16 protein-coding genes and 1 pseudogene are annotated in these 13,862 nt (G+C 51.5%); 8 read left to right on the forward strand and 9 right to left on the reverse strand.

Going from position 1 to position 13,862, the window contains the following annotated elements:
- Window positions 1-315: 315 nt before the first annotated feature.
- The 3 genes from xylA to AC3G3F_RS10020 all read left to right on the forward strand — a co-directional run bounded on the left by xylA (window position 316) and on the right by AC3G3F_RS10020 (window position 3,720).
- Window positions 316-1,638 (forward strand): xylose isomerase, encoded by a 1,323-nt coding sequence (gene xylA / locus AC3G3F_RS10010; protein ID WP_046093843.1) that lies wholly within the window; start codon window positions 316-318, stop codon window positions 1,636-1,638.
- 99 nt (window positions 1,639-1,737) lie between these two features.
- The gene (gene xylB, locus AC3G3F_RS10015) at window positions 1,738-3,192 is read left to right on the forward strand and encodes a xylulokinase (RefSeq protein ID WP_023247341.1); all 1,455 of its coding nucleotides are present in this window, start codon (window positions 1,738-1,740) and stop codon (window positions 3,190-3,192) included.
- Between the two features lie 174 nt (window positions 3,193-3,366).
- On the forward strand, window positions 3,367-3,720 hold the full coding sequence (locus AC3G3F_RS10020) for a YiaA/YiaB family protein (protein WP_023247342.1): 354 nt from the start codon (window positions 3,367-3,369) through the stop codon (window positions 3,718-3,720).
- Window positions 3,721-3,742: 22 nt separating this feature from the next.
- On the opposite strand, the gene AC3G3F_RS10025 is transcribed toward AC3G3F_RS10020, so the two are convergent.
- Complete coding sequence (locus tag AC3G3F_RS10025; RefSeq protein ID WP_488394918.1) at window positions 3,743-4,738, reverse strand: acyltransferase; 996 nt, start codon at window positions 4,736-4,738, stop codon at window positions 3,743-3,745.
- Window positions 4,739-4,903: 165 nt separating this feature from the next.
- Between AC3G3F_RS10025 and AC3G3F_RS10030 the strand changes: the two genes are divergently transcribed.
- The 3 genes from AC3G3F_RS10030 (at window position 4,904) to glyS (ending at window position 8,335) form a co-directional block, all read left to right on the forward strand.
- Window positions 4,904-5,206: a YsaB family lipoprotein gene (locus tag AC3G3F_RS10030; RefSeq protein WP_000178127.1), complete on the forward strand. Its 303-nt coding sequence runs from the start codon at window positions 4,904-4,906 to the stop codon at window positions 5,204-5,206.
- A 138-nt stretch (window positions 5,207-5,344) separates the two neighbouring features.
- Complete coding sequence (glyQ, locus tag AC3G3F_RS10035; RefSeq protein ID WP_001168556.1) at window positions 5,345-6,256, forward strand: glycine--tRNA ligase subunit alpha; 912 nt, start codon at window positions 5,345-5,347, stop codon at window positions 6,254-6,256.
- A gap of 9 nt (window positions 6,257-6,265) precedes the next feature.
- Window positions 6,266-8,335 carry a glycine--tRNA ligase subunit beta gene (gene glyS / locus AC3G3F_RS10040; protein ID WP_488394920.1) on the forward strand — a complete coding sequence of 690 codons (2,070 nt, stop codon included), beginning with the start codon at window positions 6,266-6,268 and terminating at the stop codon, window positions 8,333-8,335.
- Between the two features lie 50 nt (window positions 8,336-8,385).
- Here the strand turns inward: glyS and cueP are convergent, their stop codons facing one another.
- The 3 genes from cueP to AC3G3F_RS10055 all read right to left on the reverse strand — a co-directional run bounded on the left by cueP (window position 8,386) and on the right by AC3G3F_RS10055 (window position 9,889).
- Entirely contained in the window at window positions 8,386-8,925 is a 540-nt protein-coding gene (gene cueP, locus AC3G3F_RS10045; RefSeq protein WP_488394922.1) for a copper-binding periplasmic metallochaperone CueP, read from the reverse strand.
- 172 nt (window positions 8,926-9,097) lie between these two features.
- On the reverse strand, window positions 9,098-9,310 hold the full coding sequence (gene cspE / locus AC3G3F_RS10050; protein WP_000014594.1) for a transcription antiterminator/RNA stability regulator CspE: 213 nt from the start codon (window positions 9,308-9,310) through the stop codon (window positions 9,098-9,100).
- A 288-nt stretch (window positions 9,311-9,598) separates the two neighbouring features.
- Complete coding sequence (locus tag AC3G3F_RS10055; RefSeq protein WP_023247347.1) at window positions 9,599-9,889, reverse strand: HTH-type transcriptional regulator; 291 nt, start codon at window positions 9,887-9,889, stop codon at window positions 9,599-9,601.
- Window positions 9,890-10,326: 437 nt separating this feature from the next.
- Here AC3G3F_RS10055 and AC3G3F_RS10060 point away from each other — a divergent pair, with 437 nt between their 5' ends.
- On the forward strand, window positions 10,327-11,037 hold the full coding sequence (locus AC3G3F_RS10060; RefSeq protein WP_000190524.1) for a DUF3053 domain-containing protein: 711 nt from the start codon (window positions 10,327-10,329) through the stop codon (window positions 11,035-11,037).
- 49 nt (window positions 11,038-11,086) lie between these two features.
- On the opposite strand, the pseudogene AC3G3F_RS10065 reads toward AC3G3F_RS10060, so the two are convergent.
- Window positions 11,087-11,503 (reverse strand): annotated as a pseudogene (locus tag AC3G3F_RS10065) (NAD(P)-dependent oxidoreductase); the annotation flags it as partial.
- 172 nt (window positions 11,504-11,675) lie between these two features.
- Here AC3G3F_RS10065 and AC3G3F_RS10070 point away from each other — a divergent pair.
- Window positions 11,676-12,164, forward strand: a complete 489-nt coding sequence (locus tag AC3G3F_RS10070; protein ID WP_023247349.1) for an Hcp family type VI secretion system effector — start codon at window positions 11,676-11,678, stop codon at window positions 12,162-12,164.
- Between the two features lie 12 nt (window positions 12,165-12,176).
- Here the strand turns inward: AC3G3F_RS10070 and AC3G3F_RS10075 are convergent, their stop codons facing one another.
- The 4 genes from AC3G3F_RS10075 to AC3G3F_RS10090 form a co-directional block, all read right to left on the reverse strand.
- The gene (locus tag AC3G3F_RS10075; RefSeq protein WP_023247350.1) at window positions 12,177-12,434 is read right to left on the reverse strand and encodes a hypothetical protein; all 258 of its coding nucleotides are present in this window, start codon (window positions 12,432-12,434) and stop codon (window positions 12,177-12,179) included.
- Window positions 12,412-12,735, reverse strand: a complete 324-nt coding sequence (locus AC3G3F_RS10080; protein ID WP_488394924.1) for a tlde1 domain-containing protein — start codon at window positions 12,733-12,735, stop codon at window positions 12,412-12,414. The genes AC3G3F_RS10075 and AC3G3F_RS10080 overlap by 23 nt, the downstream gene beginning before the upstream one ends.
- Before the next feature lie 12 nt (window positions 12,736-12,747).
- On the reverse strand, window positions 12,748-12,903 hold the full coding sequence (locus tag AC3G3F_RS10085; RefSeq protein ID WP_346426179.1) for a hypothetical protein: 156 nt from the start codon (window positions 12,901-12,903) through the stop codon (window positions 12,748-12,750).
- 265 nt (window positions 12,904-13,168) lie between these two features.
- The gene (locus AC3G3F_RS10090; protein WP_023247352.1) at window positions 13,169-13,828 is read right to left on the reverse strand and encodes an OmpA family lipoprotein; all 660 of its coding nucleotides are present in this window, start codon (window positions 13,826-13,828) and stop codon (window positions 13,169-13,171) included.
- Window positions 13,829-13,862: the final 34 nt, after the last annotated feature.

Below are 13,862 nucleotides of genomic sequence, written 5' to 3' on the forward strand. Positions count from 1 at the left end.
AACGGCTGACATAACGGCCTGGCGAATGATGGCAAATTATTTTGCGCCTGAAGCGTTATGCGAAATTCATCACAGCAAACGGCGGATGACAATTGTCATTTCTTATCTATGTATTACGGTTTTTTGTTTATTTGCCAGGATTCGATCGCGATCGCTTTTTTCTTCTGCGGTTTTCAGCATTTTTTTGAGAGCCAGAGCACATTTGGGTATTCTCTTAATAGCGGTGTGAAATAACGTAATTGAGCAATAAATCAGGAAATTCCAGTATGACGTTATGTCGTTTACTTGCCGTATTATCTGATTATGGAGCTCACTATGCAGGCTTATTTTGACCAACTCGATCGTGTTCGCTATGAAGGCCCTCAATCGACTAACCCGCTGGCATTTCGTCATTACAATCCCGATGAGCTGGTTTTAGGCAAACGTATGGAAGATCACCTGCGTTTCGCGGCCTGTTACTGGCATACCTTCTGCTGGAACGGCGCGGATATGTTTGGCGTAGGCGCGTTTAATCGTCCGTGGCAGCAACCGGGCGAAGCGCTGGAGCTGGCGAAACGCAAAGCGGACGTGGCGTTTGAATTTTTCCACAAACTGAATGTGCCTTTTTATTGCTTCCATGATGTGGATGTGTCGCCGGAAGGCGCGTCGTTGAAAGAGTATAAAAACAACTTCGCGCAGATGGTGGATGTGCTGGCGGCGAAACAGGAGCAGAGCGGCGTAAAACTGCTGTGGGGAACGGCGAACTGCTTTACCAACCCGCGCTATGGCGCAGGCGCCGCCACTAACCCGGACCCGGAGGTCTTTAGCTGGGCAGCGACGCAAGTGGTTACGGCAATGAACGCCACGCACAAACTGGGCGGCGAAAATTACGTACTGTGGGGCGGACGCGAAGGTTATGAAACGTTGCTGAATACCGATCTGCGCCAGGAACGCGAACAAATTGGCCGCTTTATGCAAATGGTGGTCGAGCACAAACATAAAATGGGTTTCCAGGGCACGCTGCTGATTGAACCGAAACCGCAGGAACCGACAAAACATCAGTATGATTATGACGTTGCAACGGTCTATGGCTTCCTCAAACAGTTCGGTCTGGAAAAAGAGATCAAAGTGAATATTGAAGCGAACCACGCGACGCTGGCGGGCCACTCTTTCCACCATGAGATCGCGACCGCTATCGCGCTGGGTATTTTTGGCTCCGTTGACGCCAACCGCGGCGATGCGCAACTGGGCTGGGATACCGATCAGTTCCCGATTAGCGTTGAAGAGAACGCGCTGGTGATGTACGAAATCCTGAAAGCGGGCGGCTTCACGACGGGTGGTCTCAACTTCGACGCCAAAGTCCGTCGCCAGAGCACCGATAAATACGATCTGTTCTACGGCCATATCGGCGCGATGGATACGATGGCGCTGTCGCTGAAAATCGCCGCGCGTATGGTCGAAGACGGCGAGCTGGATAAGCGCGTGGCGAAGCGCTATGCCGGCTGGAATGGCGAGCTGGGGCAGCAGATTCTGAAAGGGCAATTCTCCTTAGGCGAACTGGCGCAGTATGCGGAGCAGCACAATCTGGCGCCGGTACATCAAAGCGGTCATCAGGAGCTGTTAGAAAATCTGGTTAACCGTTATCTGTTTGATAAATAACTATAGCTACCGGGCGACTCCGCGTTGGCCCGGCCTGTAGTCGTGGTTAGCCCGGTAAGCGTAGCGCTGCCGGGCGCTTTCAGTAAAGGAATCCACAATATGTATATCGGGATCGATCTTGGTACATCGGGTGTAAAGGCTATCCTGTTGAATGAGCAGGGCGATGTGCTGGCTACGCATACTGAAACACTGACCGTATCGCGTCCGCATCCCTTATGGTCGGAACAGGAACCAGAGCAGTGGTGGCAGGCGACGGATCGCGCGGTTAAAGGTTTAGGCCGGCAACAGTCGTTAAGTGGCGTCCGGGCATTGGGGATCGCCGGACAAATGCATGGCGCGACATTGCTTGATAGCCGTCAGCAGGTTCTGCGACCAGCGATTTTATGGAATGACGGGCGCTGTAGCGAAGAGTGTGCCTGGCTGGAAAAACAGGCCCCGCAGTCGCGTGCGATAACCGGTAATCTGATGATGCCCGGTTTTACCGCGCCCAAATTAGTCTGGGTGCAGCGTCACGAACCGGATATTTTCCGCCAGATAGACAAGGTTCTGCTGCCGAAAGATTTTCTGCGGCTGCGAATGACGGGCGTCTTTGCCAGCGATATGTCGGATGCGGCGGGAACGATGTGGCTGGACGTGAAAAAACGTGACTGGAGCGACGTTATGCTCAACGCCTGTCATTTAACCCGACAGCAGATGCCAGCGTTATTTGAAGGTAGTGAAATTACCGGAACGTTGCTGCCAGAGGTAGCCAGCGCATGGGGAATGCCAACAGTACCCGTGGTGGCGGGCGGCGGCGACAATGCGGCTGGCGCGGTCGGCGTAGGAATGATCAATGCCGGACAGGCGATGCTCTCACTCGGAACATCGGGCGTCTATTTTGCCGTCAGCGACGGCTTTCTGAGTAAACCGGAAAGCGCAGTACACAGTTTTTGCCATGCGCTGCCGGAACGCTGGCATTTAATGTCTGTGATGTTGAGCGCCGCTTCTTGTCTGGACTGGGCGGCTAAACTCACCGGGCAGGAGAACGTCCCGGCGCTGATTGTCGCCGCACAGCAGGCGGATGAGCATACCGATCCTGTCTGGTTTTTGCCGTACCTGTCCGGCGAGCGCACGCCGCACAATAATCCGCAGGCAAAAGGCGTTTTCTTTGGTTTAACCCATCAGCATGGCCCGGCGGAACTGGCGCGGGCGGTACTGGAAGGCGTGGGATATGCTCTGGCGGACGGCATGGATGTGGTTCACGCCTGCGGCGTCAAACCCGCCGGCGTGACGCTTATCGGCGGCGGGGCGCGCAGCGAATACTGGCGTCAGATGCTATCTGATATTAGCGGGCTACAGCTTGATTATCGTACTGGCGGCGATGTCGGGCCAGCGCTGGGCGCGGCGCGTCTGGCGCAAATTGCGGTGAATAAACAGACCCCGCTCGCCGATGTACTGCCGCAGTTGCCGCTGGAGCAGGCGCACTATCCTGATGCACAGCGTTATGCGGTTTATCAACAACGCCGTGAAACCTTCCGTCGACTCTATCAGCAACTGTTGCCGTTGATGTCATAAGTCAGAATGCCTTTCGGTTTTGGCTGAAAGGCATTTTTCGTAAATATTGATTCTATTGAATTATATCGAAGTAAGTATGTGTGTTTTCTGATTTTTATATTATTGCTGAGCCGGCGCCTTTTTCATCGCTATTTCTTCGCTTAATGTGTTTCACTCATCCACAAGGAGAGTGATATGGACGATCACGTTACGCGTAGAAAACGGGTATTCGGTCTGGGAATGTTAGTCGTCGGTGCAGTGGTATACCTGGTGGGACTGTGGCCAGCCTGTCATACATTAAGCGAAAAGGGATATTTTTTTGCGGCAATGGTCATGTGCGGTTTTCCAGTCTTAATTCGCCAGGAACACACGGGGAATGACCGCCTGCTTTCTCGTTGCAAATATTTACTGTTGCTTGGCATCGGCATGGTCGCGGTTGGCGTATTGAATCTGGAACTGGCGGGCGCGCTGAAAATATTTTGTCTGGCGGCACTGGTGGTCAGTATATATGGAACCGATCTTTACGCTTCCTACAGTGATGATGAATGATGGCCGGAGCCATCATTGTCGTTTAGCTAACCCATTTCCGTTTATCAATACGCTGTAGCAGCATGGAAAGCAGCAGGCTTCCTGTCACCGTCGCGGCAAAAACCCACACGATATCTAACGGTGGCCAACGTTTTAATTCCAGACCATTGGTGCGTAGCGCATGGATAATCAGCGCGTGAAAACCATAAATACCCAACGAGTGGCGGGAGATAAGCCCCAGTCCAGGTAACGTCCGCGCATTCAGCTTATTTTTAACTACCGTGAACAGTGAGACGGCGCAAATAAACACCATGGGACCGCAATACAGATACCAGGTATCGGCAAAATTTCCGCGCCAGCGTAATTCATGCAATGTGCCGCGAGAAATAATAACTACCGCGATGATGAACAGGGCGGCGCAGATAAGCGTCAGCGATCGCTTTTGCGTCTCCATCATTCCAATGGCGCGGCCCAGCATACCGTAGAGAATGTAGTAGAACGTGTCACCGCTGATATACAGGTTGATGGGCAACCATTCAACGCCGCCGATTTTTTGCGGCACAGTATTTGGGTTAGCAATAATGCCAATGACCACCATCAGCGTCAGGAGCATTTTGCCGCTCACATTTTTTACCTGGATTAATGGTGATACCAGGTAGATCACCGCAATCGCAAAGAAAAACCACAGGTGGTAAAACACGGGTTTTTGCAGCACATTTTTTAGCGAAAGCTCGACGTTGATCGAAGTAAAAAGTGAAATGTAAGTCAGGGCGACAACGCTGTAAAAGATAAGGCAGAGGGCGATACGTAAGAAATGCCGCGGTTGCGCGCTGCGCTCGCCAAAAAAAAGATAGCCTGAAATCATAAAAAACAGGGGAACGCTAACACGAGAAGCCGAATTCAGGACATTCGCAATATCCCAGTTTAGCGGGCTGACGCTGCGGGCGTTGGTGATATACCACGTTGTGGTATGGATCATCACTACCATTAAACAGGCGATCCCTCGCAAGTTATCAATCCAGTTAATTTTAGGCTGCATTAGTTCCTCAGCTTCTGTTTCAATAGGGTTCCAGCGTGGTGGCTCACTGGAAAAATCCGACTTTTTACGCTACATCTTGTGATGGCGTAAGGAGATTCGCACAATGCGTCTGTTACCCACAAACCTTAATAATAAGACTGACCAGCAAACCAGACGGTAATAAAAATGACAATGAAGTATTTTTGTCCTGTGATGATAGCCATCGCGCTGGTGGGATGCACAGCGACGCAGCCACCGATGCAGAAAGCCCAGCAGAGTAAAGTGAGCCCAACACGCACGCTGGATATGGAAGCATTGTGTAAAGCTCAGGCGGCGCAGCGTTACAACACTGGCGCACAGAAAATTGCTGTTACCGGCTTCGAACAGTTTCAGGGAAGCTATGAGATGCGTGGTAATACCTTCCGTAAAGAGAGTTTTGTCTGCTCTTTTGATGCAGATGGGCAGTTTTTACATCTTTCTATGCGGTAAAAGCCGCGTCTGGTGAGGTGTGATGCCGCGAAATCCGGCAATTTTCGCTAAACAAACCTGTTTCATACTGTATATCTCGCATCCAGCGGGTATACTGACTCCTTCCTTTAAATCCACACGTATCCAGCACGAAATAATATGCAAAAGTTTGATACCAGGACCTTCCAGGGCTTGATCCTGACCTTACAGGATTACTGGGCTCGCCAGGGCTGCACCATTGTTCAACCATTGGACATGGAAGTCGGCGCGGGAACCTCTCACCCAATGACCTGCCTGCGCGCGTTGGGGCCAGAGCCGATGGCGACTGCCTATGTGCAGCCTTCTCGTCGTCCGACAGATGGTCGCTATGGCGAAAACCCGAACCGTTTACAGCACTATTATCAGTTTCAGGTGGTGATTAAACCGTCCCCGGAGAATATTCAGGAACTGTACCTCGGTTCTTTAAAAGAGCTGGGTATGGACCCCACTATCCACGACATTCGTTTTGTGGAAGACAACTGGGAAAACCCGACGCTGGGCGCCTGGGGGCTGGGCTGGGAAGTGTGGCTGAACGGCATGGAAGTGACGCAGTTCACCTACTTCCAGCAGGTTGGCGGTCTGGAATGTAAACCGGTGACCGGTGAAATCACCTACGGCCTGGAACGTCTGGCGATGTACATTCAGGGCGTGGACAGCGTTTACGACCTGGTCTGGAGCGACGGCCCGCTGGGTAAAACCACCTACGGCGATGTGTTCCATCAAAACGAAGTGGAGCAGTCCACCTATAACTTTGAATACGCCGATGTGGATTTCTTATTCACTTGCTTCGAGCAGTATGAAAAAGAAGCCCAGCAACTGCTGGCGCTGGAAAACCCGCTGCCGCTACCGGCCTACGAGCGTATTCTGAAAGCCGCCCATAGCTTTAACCTGCTGGATGCGCGTAAAGCCATCTCCGTCACCGAACGTCAGCGCTACATTTTGCGTATTCGTACCCTGACCAAAGCAGTGGCAGAAGCTTATTATGCTTCCCGTGAAGCCCTCGGCTTCCCGATGTGCAACAAAGACAAGTAAGAGGCGGCCATGTCTGAGAAAACTTTTCTGGTGGAAATCGGCACTGAAGAGCTGCCACCAAAAGCCCTGCGCAGTTTGGCTGAGTCCTTTGCTGCGAACTTCACTGCGGAGCTGGATAACGCCGGCCTCGTACACGGTAATGTTGAATGGTTTGCCGCCCCGCGCCGTCTGGCGCTGAAAGTGGCAAACCTTGCTGAATCTCAGCCCGATCGCGAAGTCGAAAAACGTGGTCCGGCGATTGCTCAGGCGTTCGACGCCGAAGGTAAACCGAGCAAAGCAGCAGAAGGCTGGGCGCGCGGCTGCGGGATCACCGTTGACCAGGCCGAGCGTCTGAAGACCGACAAAGGCGAATGGTTGCTGTATCGCGCCCACATGAAGGGCGAAAGTACCGAAGCTCTGGTGCCTGATATGGTGGCCACGTCGCTCGCTAAGCTGCCGATCCCGAAACTGATGCGCTGGGGTGCGTCTGACGTGCATTTCGTGCGTCCGGTGCATACTGTAACCCTGCTGTTGGGCGATAACGTCATTCCGGCGACTATTCTGGGTATTCAGTCCGATCGCGTGATTCGCGGCCATCGCTTTATGGGCGAGCCGGAGTTCACCATCGACAGTGCCGATCAGTACCCGCAAATTCTGCTGGAGCGCGGTAAAGTCATTGCGGACTACGAAGCGCGTAAAGCTAAAATCAAAGCGGATGCAGAAGAGGCGGCGCGTAAGATTGGCGGCAATGCCGACCTGAGCGAAAGCCTGCTGGAAGAGGTCGCCTCGCTGGTGGAATGGCCGGTGGTATTGACGGCGAAATTCGAAGAGAAATTCCTCGCCGTGCCTGCCGAAGCGCTGGTGTACACCATGAAGGGCGACCAGAAGTATTTCCCGGTTTATGACAACGCGGGCAAGCTGCTGCCGAACTTTATCTTCGTCGCCAACATCGAGTCGAAAGATCCGCAACAAATTATCTCCGGTAACGAGAAAGTGGTGCGTCCGCGTCTGGCAGATGCTGAATTCTTCTTCAATACCGACCGTAAAAAACGTCTGGAAGACCATCTTCCGCGTCTGCAAACCGTCCTGTTCCAGCAACAACTGGGCACGCTGCGTGACAAGACCGACCGTATTCAGGCGCTGGCGGGCTGGATTGCCGGTCAGATTGGCGCTGACGTCAACCACGCCACTCGTGCGGGCCTGCTCTCCAAGTGCGACCTGATGACCAACATGGTCTTCGAGTTCACCGACACGCAGGGCGTGATGGGGATGCACTACGCGCGCCATGATGGCGAAGCGGAAGATGTTGCTGTGGCGTTGAACGAACAGTATCAGCCGCGTTTTGCCGGGGATGATCTGCCGTCTAACCCGGTGGCCTGCGCGCTGGCGATCGCGGATAAGATGGATACTCTGGCGGGTATATTCGGTATTGGTCAGCATCCTAAAGGTGACAAAGACCCGTTTGCGCTGCGCCGAGCCGCGCTGGGCGTGCTGCGTATCATCGTTGAGAAGAACCTCGCTCTTGATCTGCAAACGCTGGCCGAAGAGGCGGTGCGTCTGTATGGCGACAAGCTGACCAACGCCAACGTAGTCGATGACGTGATCGATTTTATGCTGGGTCGCTTCCGGGCCTGGTATCAGGATGAAGGCTATACCGTCGACACCATTCAGGCTGTTCTGGCGCGTCGTCCGACCCGTCCGGCAGATTTTGATGCCCGCATGAAGGCGGTGTCTCATTTCCGCACCCTGGAAGAAGCCTCTGCGCTGGCGGCGGCTAACAAGCGCGTCTCCAACATTCTGGCGAAAGCCACTGAGCCGCTGAACGATATCGTCCACGCCTCCGTACTGAAAGAAGCGGCGGAAATTGAGTTGGCCAGACATCTGGTTGTGCTGCGTGATAAGCTTCAGCCGTACTTTGCCGATGGTCGTTATCAGGAAGCGTTGATTGAGTTGGCCGCTCTGCGCGCGCCAGTGGATGAATTCTTCGAAAATGTAATGGTTAACGCGGAAGAGAAAGATATCCGTATCAACCGTCTGACGCTGTTGTCGAAACTACGCGAACTGTTCCTGCAGGTAGCGGATATTTCGTTACTGCAATAAGCGTTCAGTTAATTAAACAAAAACCTGCTTTCGGGCAGGTTTTTTTATTTTTAACGTAATGGTAATTCTGTCAGGCAGGTCTGGTTGTCACCTTTGGTGGCAATAGCATGTGACGCTGTTTTGCCGTTGTAACTTACTTCGAGCGTCCCTTCCATATTGCGCGGTAGCCAAACACCGATAAATCCATTTCGATAGCTGTGCATCTCTTTTTGTACGATGATAGAGCCTTTACTATCTGTCACTTTTACAGCGAACGGTTTATTCGGCATTTCTCCCTGACAGCCGGAAAGGCTGTGGTTAAAGCAGGGGTGTGTCCGCCATTCATAAGGCGCAAAAGAGAGATAGAATTTGTCGCCTAACGGCAACGTATAAATCTGCTCTCCGTCAGATAATTTGAGCTCGGTACTGGTAATCGACGCGGAGTAAGGCAAAGGACGGCTCTGTGGCGTCTGATCAATAGTATCCACGATCTGCTCAACCGTTTTTCCCGCAAGCCCGTGTTGCGCCAGAAAAGCGGATTCTGAGGATGCCGCAAGCGCGGAGCCGCTGGTGCATAAACCCAAAAGTAATAACCATGATGATTTCGACATAACTTCAATTCCTTGTGAACAATATCCTTGCCCACTATAGGGGTTCCCCTAAGGGAAAGGTCAAAGGGACGCAGGGTAAAGTAATGCAAAGTTATGCGGGGGGAGAGGGGGAGATTGGAATAAAAAAATCCCCGCCATCAGGCAGGGATCTTCAATTCTGAGCTTTTTAAGCTTACAGGCTGGTTACGTTGCCAGCTGCCGGGCCTTTAGCGCCGCTTTCGATGGTGAAGGAAACTTTCTGACCTTCATCCAGAGATTTGTAACCATCGTTCTGAATTGCGGAGAAGTGTACGAACACGTCTTTAGAACCGTCATCAGGAGTAATAAAGCCGAAGCCTTTATCAGCGTTGAACCATTTTACGATACCAGTCATTTTACCGGACATAGTGTATTACCTTTTAAAAAATAAGTGTGCCTTTCGGCGTTATGGCGTGCTTTACAGATTTTTTAAGCGTTAAGGAAATGCGCACTACGAGGGGTATCTAATGGATAACTCTTGAAGGGGACTTGCCTTACTAAACTGCTTTAATGGTCTGTACGTCAAACCGTTGAGCACATTAACTCATGTAATGCCGGGCGATGCAACTTTTATTTTACTTTATTTCTCCAGGTCAGGAATCGGATGGGGGAAACGGCCCTTACGCAGGACCGTTAAAACAAGAAGTGGTAAAAATTACTCCATCAATTGCTTACTTAAGCGTGGGTTCGCCTGTATCAGGCGCATCAATTTGAGCTCTGCTGGTGTGGGTTTTTCGCGTTTCGATTCCCATTCCTGAACCATGGCAACCGTTACGCCCAGCGCTCTGGCGAATTCATCTGTTTTTAGTCCCGTTCCTCTCCGTAACTGTTCAAATTCGGTAAAAGGATTGGGTTTTTGCGTCAGGGTGATCTTTCGCGTTTCATCTTTAAAAACAATTTGTTCCAGGCTGCTCAGCAGCTCAAACATCGGATCTTTATGTTCCATTGAGAACTCCTGTAAATCACACAGCGGGATCGTGAAGTGCATCGAAGCCTATTAAGAATAGTCGGGAAACTCGCGGGTGGGGGCGACGCGTCGTCAAGAAGCGCTATCGATTCGTTTCGATGACTTACGTTGCGCGACTTTTAGGACCCTAACAATCTGATCCAGGAAGATATATCCGTGTTTCAGAAAATAATTGTAAAGATTAAAAAAATATTACATCACCTGCTGGAAAGCTTTCTTACCGCGTTTTTTATCGAAGCGCCAGGTCAAAAATTAACAATAAAATAACAAATTGAGTGCTGATGCAGATAAACGTGATTTTCCGCTACAAGATCGTGTGGAAAGGGTATCCTGCAAGCCTGACCTGGACTATCCTTGTAAGCCGTCAGGCACGCAGGTGTCGTTGTGCGCATTTTTGGGTGAAAGGAGTATTAACAATGGCGACAGGTAAGTCCTGCTCTCGCTGGTTTGCGCCTGTTGTGGCGTTATTAATGGTGTTTAGCCTGAGCGGGTGTTTTGATAAAGAAGGCGATCAGCGCAAAGCGTTTGTCGATTTCCTGCAGAATACAGCAATGCGTAGCGGAGAGCGTTTACCAACGCTGACGGCCGATCAGAAAAAACAGTTTGGTCCGTTCGTGTCTGATTACGCGATACTGTATGGCTACTCGCAGCAGGTAAACCAGGCGATGGATTCCGGTCTGCGCCCGGTGGTCGATAGCGTTAACGCCATCCGCGTTCCGCAGGATTATATGACGCAACGCGAGCCGCTGCGGCAGGCAAATGGTTCGTTAGGCGTGCTGGCGCAACAGTTGCAGAATGCAAAACTGCAGGCTGATGCCGCGCATGGCGCGTTAAAGCAGGCCGATGACCTGAAACCTGTGTTTGATCAGGTCTACAAAAAAGTGGTCACCGTGCCGGCAGATGCTTTGCAACCGCTGATCCCGGCGGCGCAGATCTTTACGCAGCAGTTGGTACAAGTGGGCGATTATATTGCGCAACAGGGCGAGCAGGTGAGCTTTGTCGCGAACGGCATTCAGTTCCCGACCTCACAGCAGGCCAGCCAATATAACGCGCTGATTGGGCCGTTGGCCTCGCAGCATCAGGCGTTTAATCAGGCCTGGACGGCGGCGGTAAACGCGACCCAGTAATGACAGTCTGCCCGATAAGCGAAAGCCAGCGCTTATCGGGCCTGTAGCCTTATCCCGCCGCCTGCGGATTGACGCAGTTCTTCTCTATTTTTCCCTGCAGCGCATCAATCAAATTATCCACCGCACAGCCCATCATGTTGTAGCGCGTCTCATGCGTTGCCGAGCCAATATGCGGCACCGCGACGACATTAGACATGCTCAGCAGGGGCAAATCCACGGATAGCGGTTCATGTTCAAAGACATCCAGACCTGCCGCATATATTTCACCGTTTTGCAGCGCGGCAATCAGCGCGTTTTCATCGACCACCGGGCCGCGTCCGGCATTAATAAAAATGGCGGACGATTTCATTCTGGCAAACTGTGTTGCGCCAAACAGATGTCGCGTTTCTGCCGTTAGCGGCAGGATCACGCAGACAAAATCGGCTTCTTGCAACAGAGTATCTGGCTCGCAGTAGCGGGCGTTATAGAGGGATGAGTTTGGATACGGGGGATTATTGTACGTTTAGTATCATTTGGCCAGACCGGGGCGGGCAGTTAGGACACGGAAATTTTCTGATATATATTGATCGTTTACTCGCCAACTTACAAAGACTACACTTTTTATGTGAGACCTCTAACTAATTGAGGAAAAAGGAAAAATGTCCATTCCAGCGTATTTATGGTTGAAGGGCGATGGTGGCGCAGACATTAAAGGTTCTGTCGATGTAAAAGACCGTGAAGGTAGTATTGAGATTATCGGTCTTTCGCATGGACTCAGCCTGCCGGTTGATAGTGCCAGCGGCAAAATCACTGGTACGCGTCAGCATTCAGCGATGATGATCGAGAAGGAGATAGACAGCTCTTCCCCCTACTTCAACCGTGCGGTAGCGACAGGCCAGGCACTGAAGAGCGCGGAGTTTCATTTCTACCGGATAAATTACTCAGGCCAGGAAGAGTGCTACTACAAAATTCTCCTGGAGAATGTGAAGGTGACGAGCGTGAATACAGCTATTCCGAACACGAAACTTTCCAGTTCTCAGATTAACCACGTCGAGCATGTCTGTTTAAATTACGAAAAAATCACCTGGCACTACATGGATGGAAATGTCCAGTACACCGATGCATGGAACGAGCGCAAGACGGTCTAAAAAAATGCGGCGTTAGCGGCGCATTTTTTTGATTATCCACATTGAAAACAGATGTCCCACCACGGCGAATGCAAAAGAGCAGACCACCCAGATCAGTACCCATAAGTCGTCGAAATTTTCCTGACTAGAGTATCCATATACCCATTGCGCGAAACGCTCAGAGGTGTACAGACTGATTAAATTTTCGGGGTAGATAATGCGCAAGCCAATATAAAACAGGCAGATAAACCAAGCTATTTTTGCCAGCTTACGAGCAAGTGTTATAGCCATTATTCACGACCTCGATCATGCCGTATGCTTTCAAATCCTTCATACAGGGCGCATCGATTTGTTGGGTAGCAAGCAGCGCATTACGCAGAGTGTGGAAGTCGGCATTACTCACAAGGGTAATGCAGCCGTCGGACAATACGCCGGGATGGAGGCGGAAATGTTGGCGCTTAACGCCTTCTATCCAGAGCGTGTCATCGATGTTCCAGTCGTTCGGGTACAACGCAAACCATTCATCGCGTCTGAATTCTGCGCCGCTATGAAATTTGTTGTACGTGTCTTTTATGTTTTGAGATACTCCCACCTCCCCCGCGGCTCACAATCCAGTATCGCCCTTCAGGCAGTGGGCCATCACCGGCAGCAGTTCCTGAAAACTTGCCACATCCTCCACGATTTTTATAAGCACCGTTGCCGGAAAACGCCATAAATGTTCCAACACCGGGAAAGGATAACGGCGCAATATCTGCACCATTTAAAAGCATTTTTCCATTAAGAGCCATTCGCTAATCCCTCATTGGTTTGTGGGTTTAGTTTACAGGGCATGTGACCATTTTTTAACAAACAAAACTTAATTGATTATTAAGCGGTGGTTTGGGAAACGGGAATTTCTGTACGTTAAGAGTGTTTATTAAGAACTATGAGTACATAACTAACTGATATATCTACATATGCTATCCGGTGTAGAAAGGAATGCAGGCCGGGTAAAACGACGTCGCCTTACCCGGCACAGTGGTTTATTACAGTGGGCTCAGGGTAATTTCGACGCGGCGGTTTTGCGCCTTACCTTCAGCCGTACTGTTGCTGGCGATCGGATTCGCCGGGCCCATGCCGCTGGTACGGATACGGCTGGCGTCGACGCCCTGCGTGATCAGCGAGCTGGCCACGGAATCCGCACGCTGCTGCGACAGACGCATATTCAGATCGTGGCTGCCGGTACTGTCGGTGTAACCCACTACATTGACGGCGGTCCTGGGATACTCTTTCAGCACCATCGCCACGCCGGTTAACGTGTTGGCGCCTGCCGGTTTCAGCGTCGCGCTACTGCTGTCGAAGGTGACGTTATTCGGCATATTCAGAATGATATTATCGCCGCTTCGCGTCACGCTAACGCCCGTTCCCCGCATTTTGTCACGCAGTTTCGCTTCCTGTACGTCCATGTAGTAACCGACGCCGCCGCCCAGCGCTGCGCCCGCCGCTGCGCCAATCAGCGCGCCTTTACCGCGATCTTTTTTAGAGGAGGAGAGCGCGCCGATACCTGCGCCGACCAGCGATCCGATACCCGCGCCAATGCCGGATTTACCTGCTTCGCGTTCGCCGGTGTAAGGGTTTGTTGTGCAGCCAGAGACTGCCAGGGCGCCGCTTACGATGGCAGCAATCACAAATACACGTTTTTTCATCTTAAATCCTTATCACTTTTTTATTGTTACCACA

The sequence above is a fragment of the Salmonella sp. FC25216 genome, assembly GCF_057751355.1.

Excerpts from the sequence above, each read along its gene's own strand:
- glyQ (WP_001168556.1), top strand. The coding sequence starts at position 5,345 with ATGCAAAAGTTTGATACCAGGACCTTCCAGGGCTTGATCCTGACCTTA.
- AC3G3F_RS10070 (WP_023247349.1), top strand. The coding sequence starts at position 11,676 with ATGTCCATTCCAGCGTATTTATGGTTGAAGGGCGATGGTGGCGCAGAC.
- glyS (WP_488394920.1), top strand. The coding sequence starts at position 6,266 with ATGTCTGAGAAAACTTTTCTGGTGGAAATCGGCACTGAAGAGCTGCCA.
- AC3G3F_RS10030 (WP_000178127.1), top strand. The coding sequence starts at position 4,904 with ATGACAATGAAGTATTTTTGTCCTGTGATGATAGCCATCGCGCTGGTG.
- cspE (WP_000014594.1), bottom strand. The coding sequence starts at position 9,310 with ATGTCCGGTAAAATGACTGGTATCGTAAAATGGTTCAACGCTGATAAA.
- AC3G3F_RS10075 (WP_023247350.1), bottom strand. The coding sequence starts at position 12,434 with ATGGCTATAACACTTGCTCGTAAGCTGGCAAAAATAGCTTGGTTTATC.
- AC3G3F_RS10025 (WP_488394918.1), bottom strand. The coding sequence starts at position 4,738 with ATGCAGCCTAAAATTAACTGGATTGATAACTTGCGAGGGATCGCCTGT.
- xylB (WP_023247341.1), top strand. The coding sequence starts at position 1,738 with ATGTATATCGGGATCGATCTTGGTACATCGGGTGTAAAGGCTATCCTG.
- AC3G3F_RS10085 (WP_346426179.1), bottom strand. The coding sequence starts at position 12,903 with ATGGTGCAGATATTGCGCCGTTATCCTTTCCCGGTGTTGGAACATTTA.
- AC3G3F_RS10090 (WP_023247352.1), bottom strand. The coding sequence starts at position 13,828 with ATGAAAAAACGTGTATTTGTGATTGCTGCCATCGTAAGCGGCGCCCTG.
- xylA (WP_046093843.1), top strand. The coding sequence starts at position 316 with ATGCAGGCTTATTTTGACCAACTCGATCGTGTTCGCTATGAAGGCCCT.
- AC3G3F_RS10060 (WP_000190524.1), top strand. The coding sequence starts at position 10,327 with ATGGCGACAGGTAAGTCCTGCTCTCGCTGGTTTGCGCCTGTTGTGGCG.
- AC3G3F_RS10055 (WP_023247347.1), bottom strand. The coding sequence starts at position 9,889 with ATGGAACATAAAGATCCGATGTTTGAGCTGCTGAGCAGCCTGGAACAA.
- AC3G3F_RS10020 (WP_023247342.1), top strand. The coding sequence starts at position 3,367 with ATGGACGATCACGTTACGCGTAGAAAACGGGTATTCGGTCTGGGAATG.
- cueP (WP_488394922.1), bottom strand. The coding sequence starts at position 8,925 with ATGTCGAAATCATCATGGTTATTACTTTTGGGTTTATGCACCAGCGGC.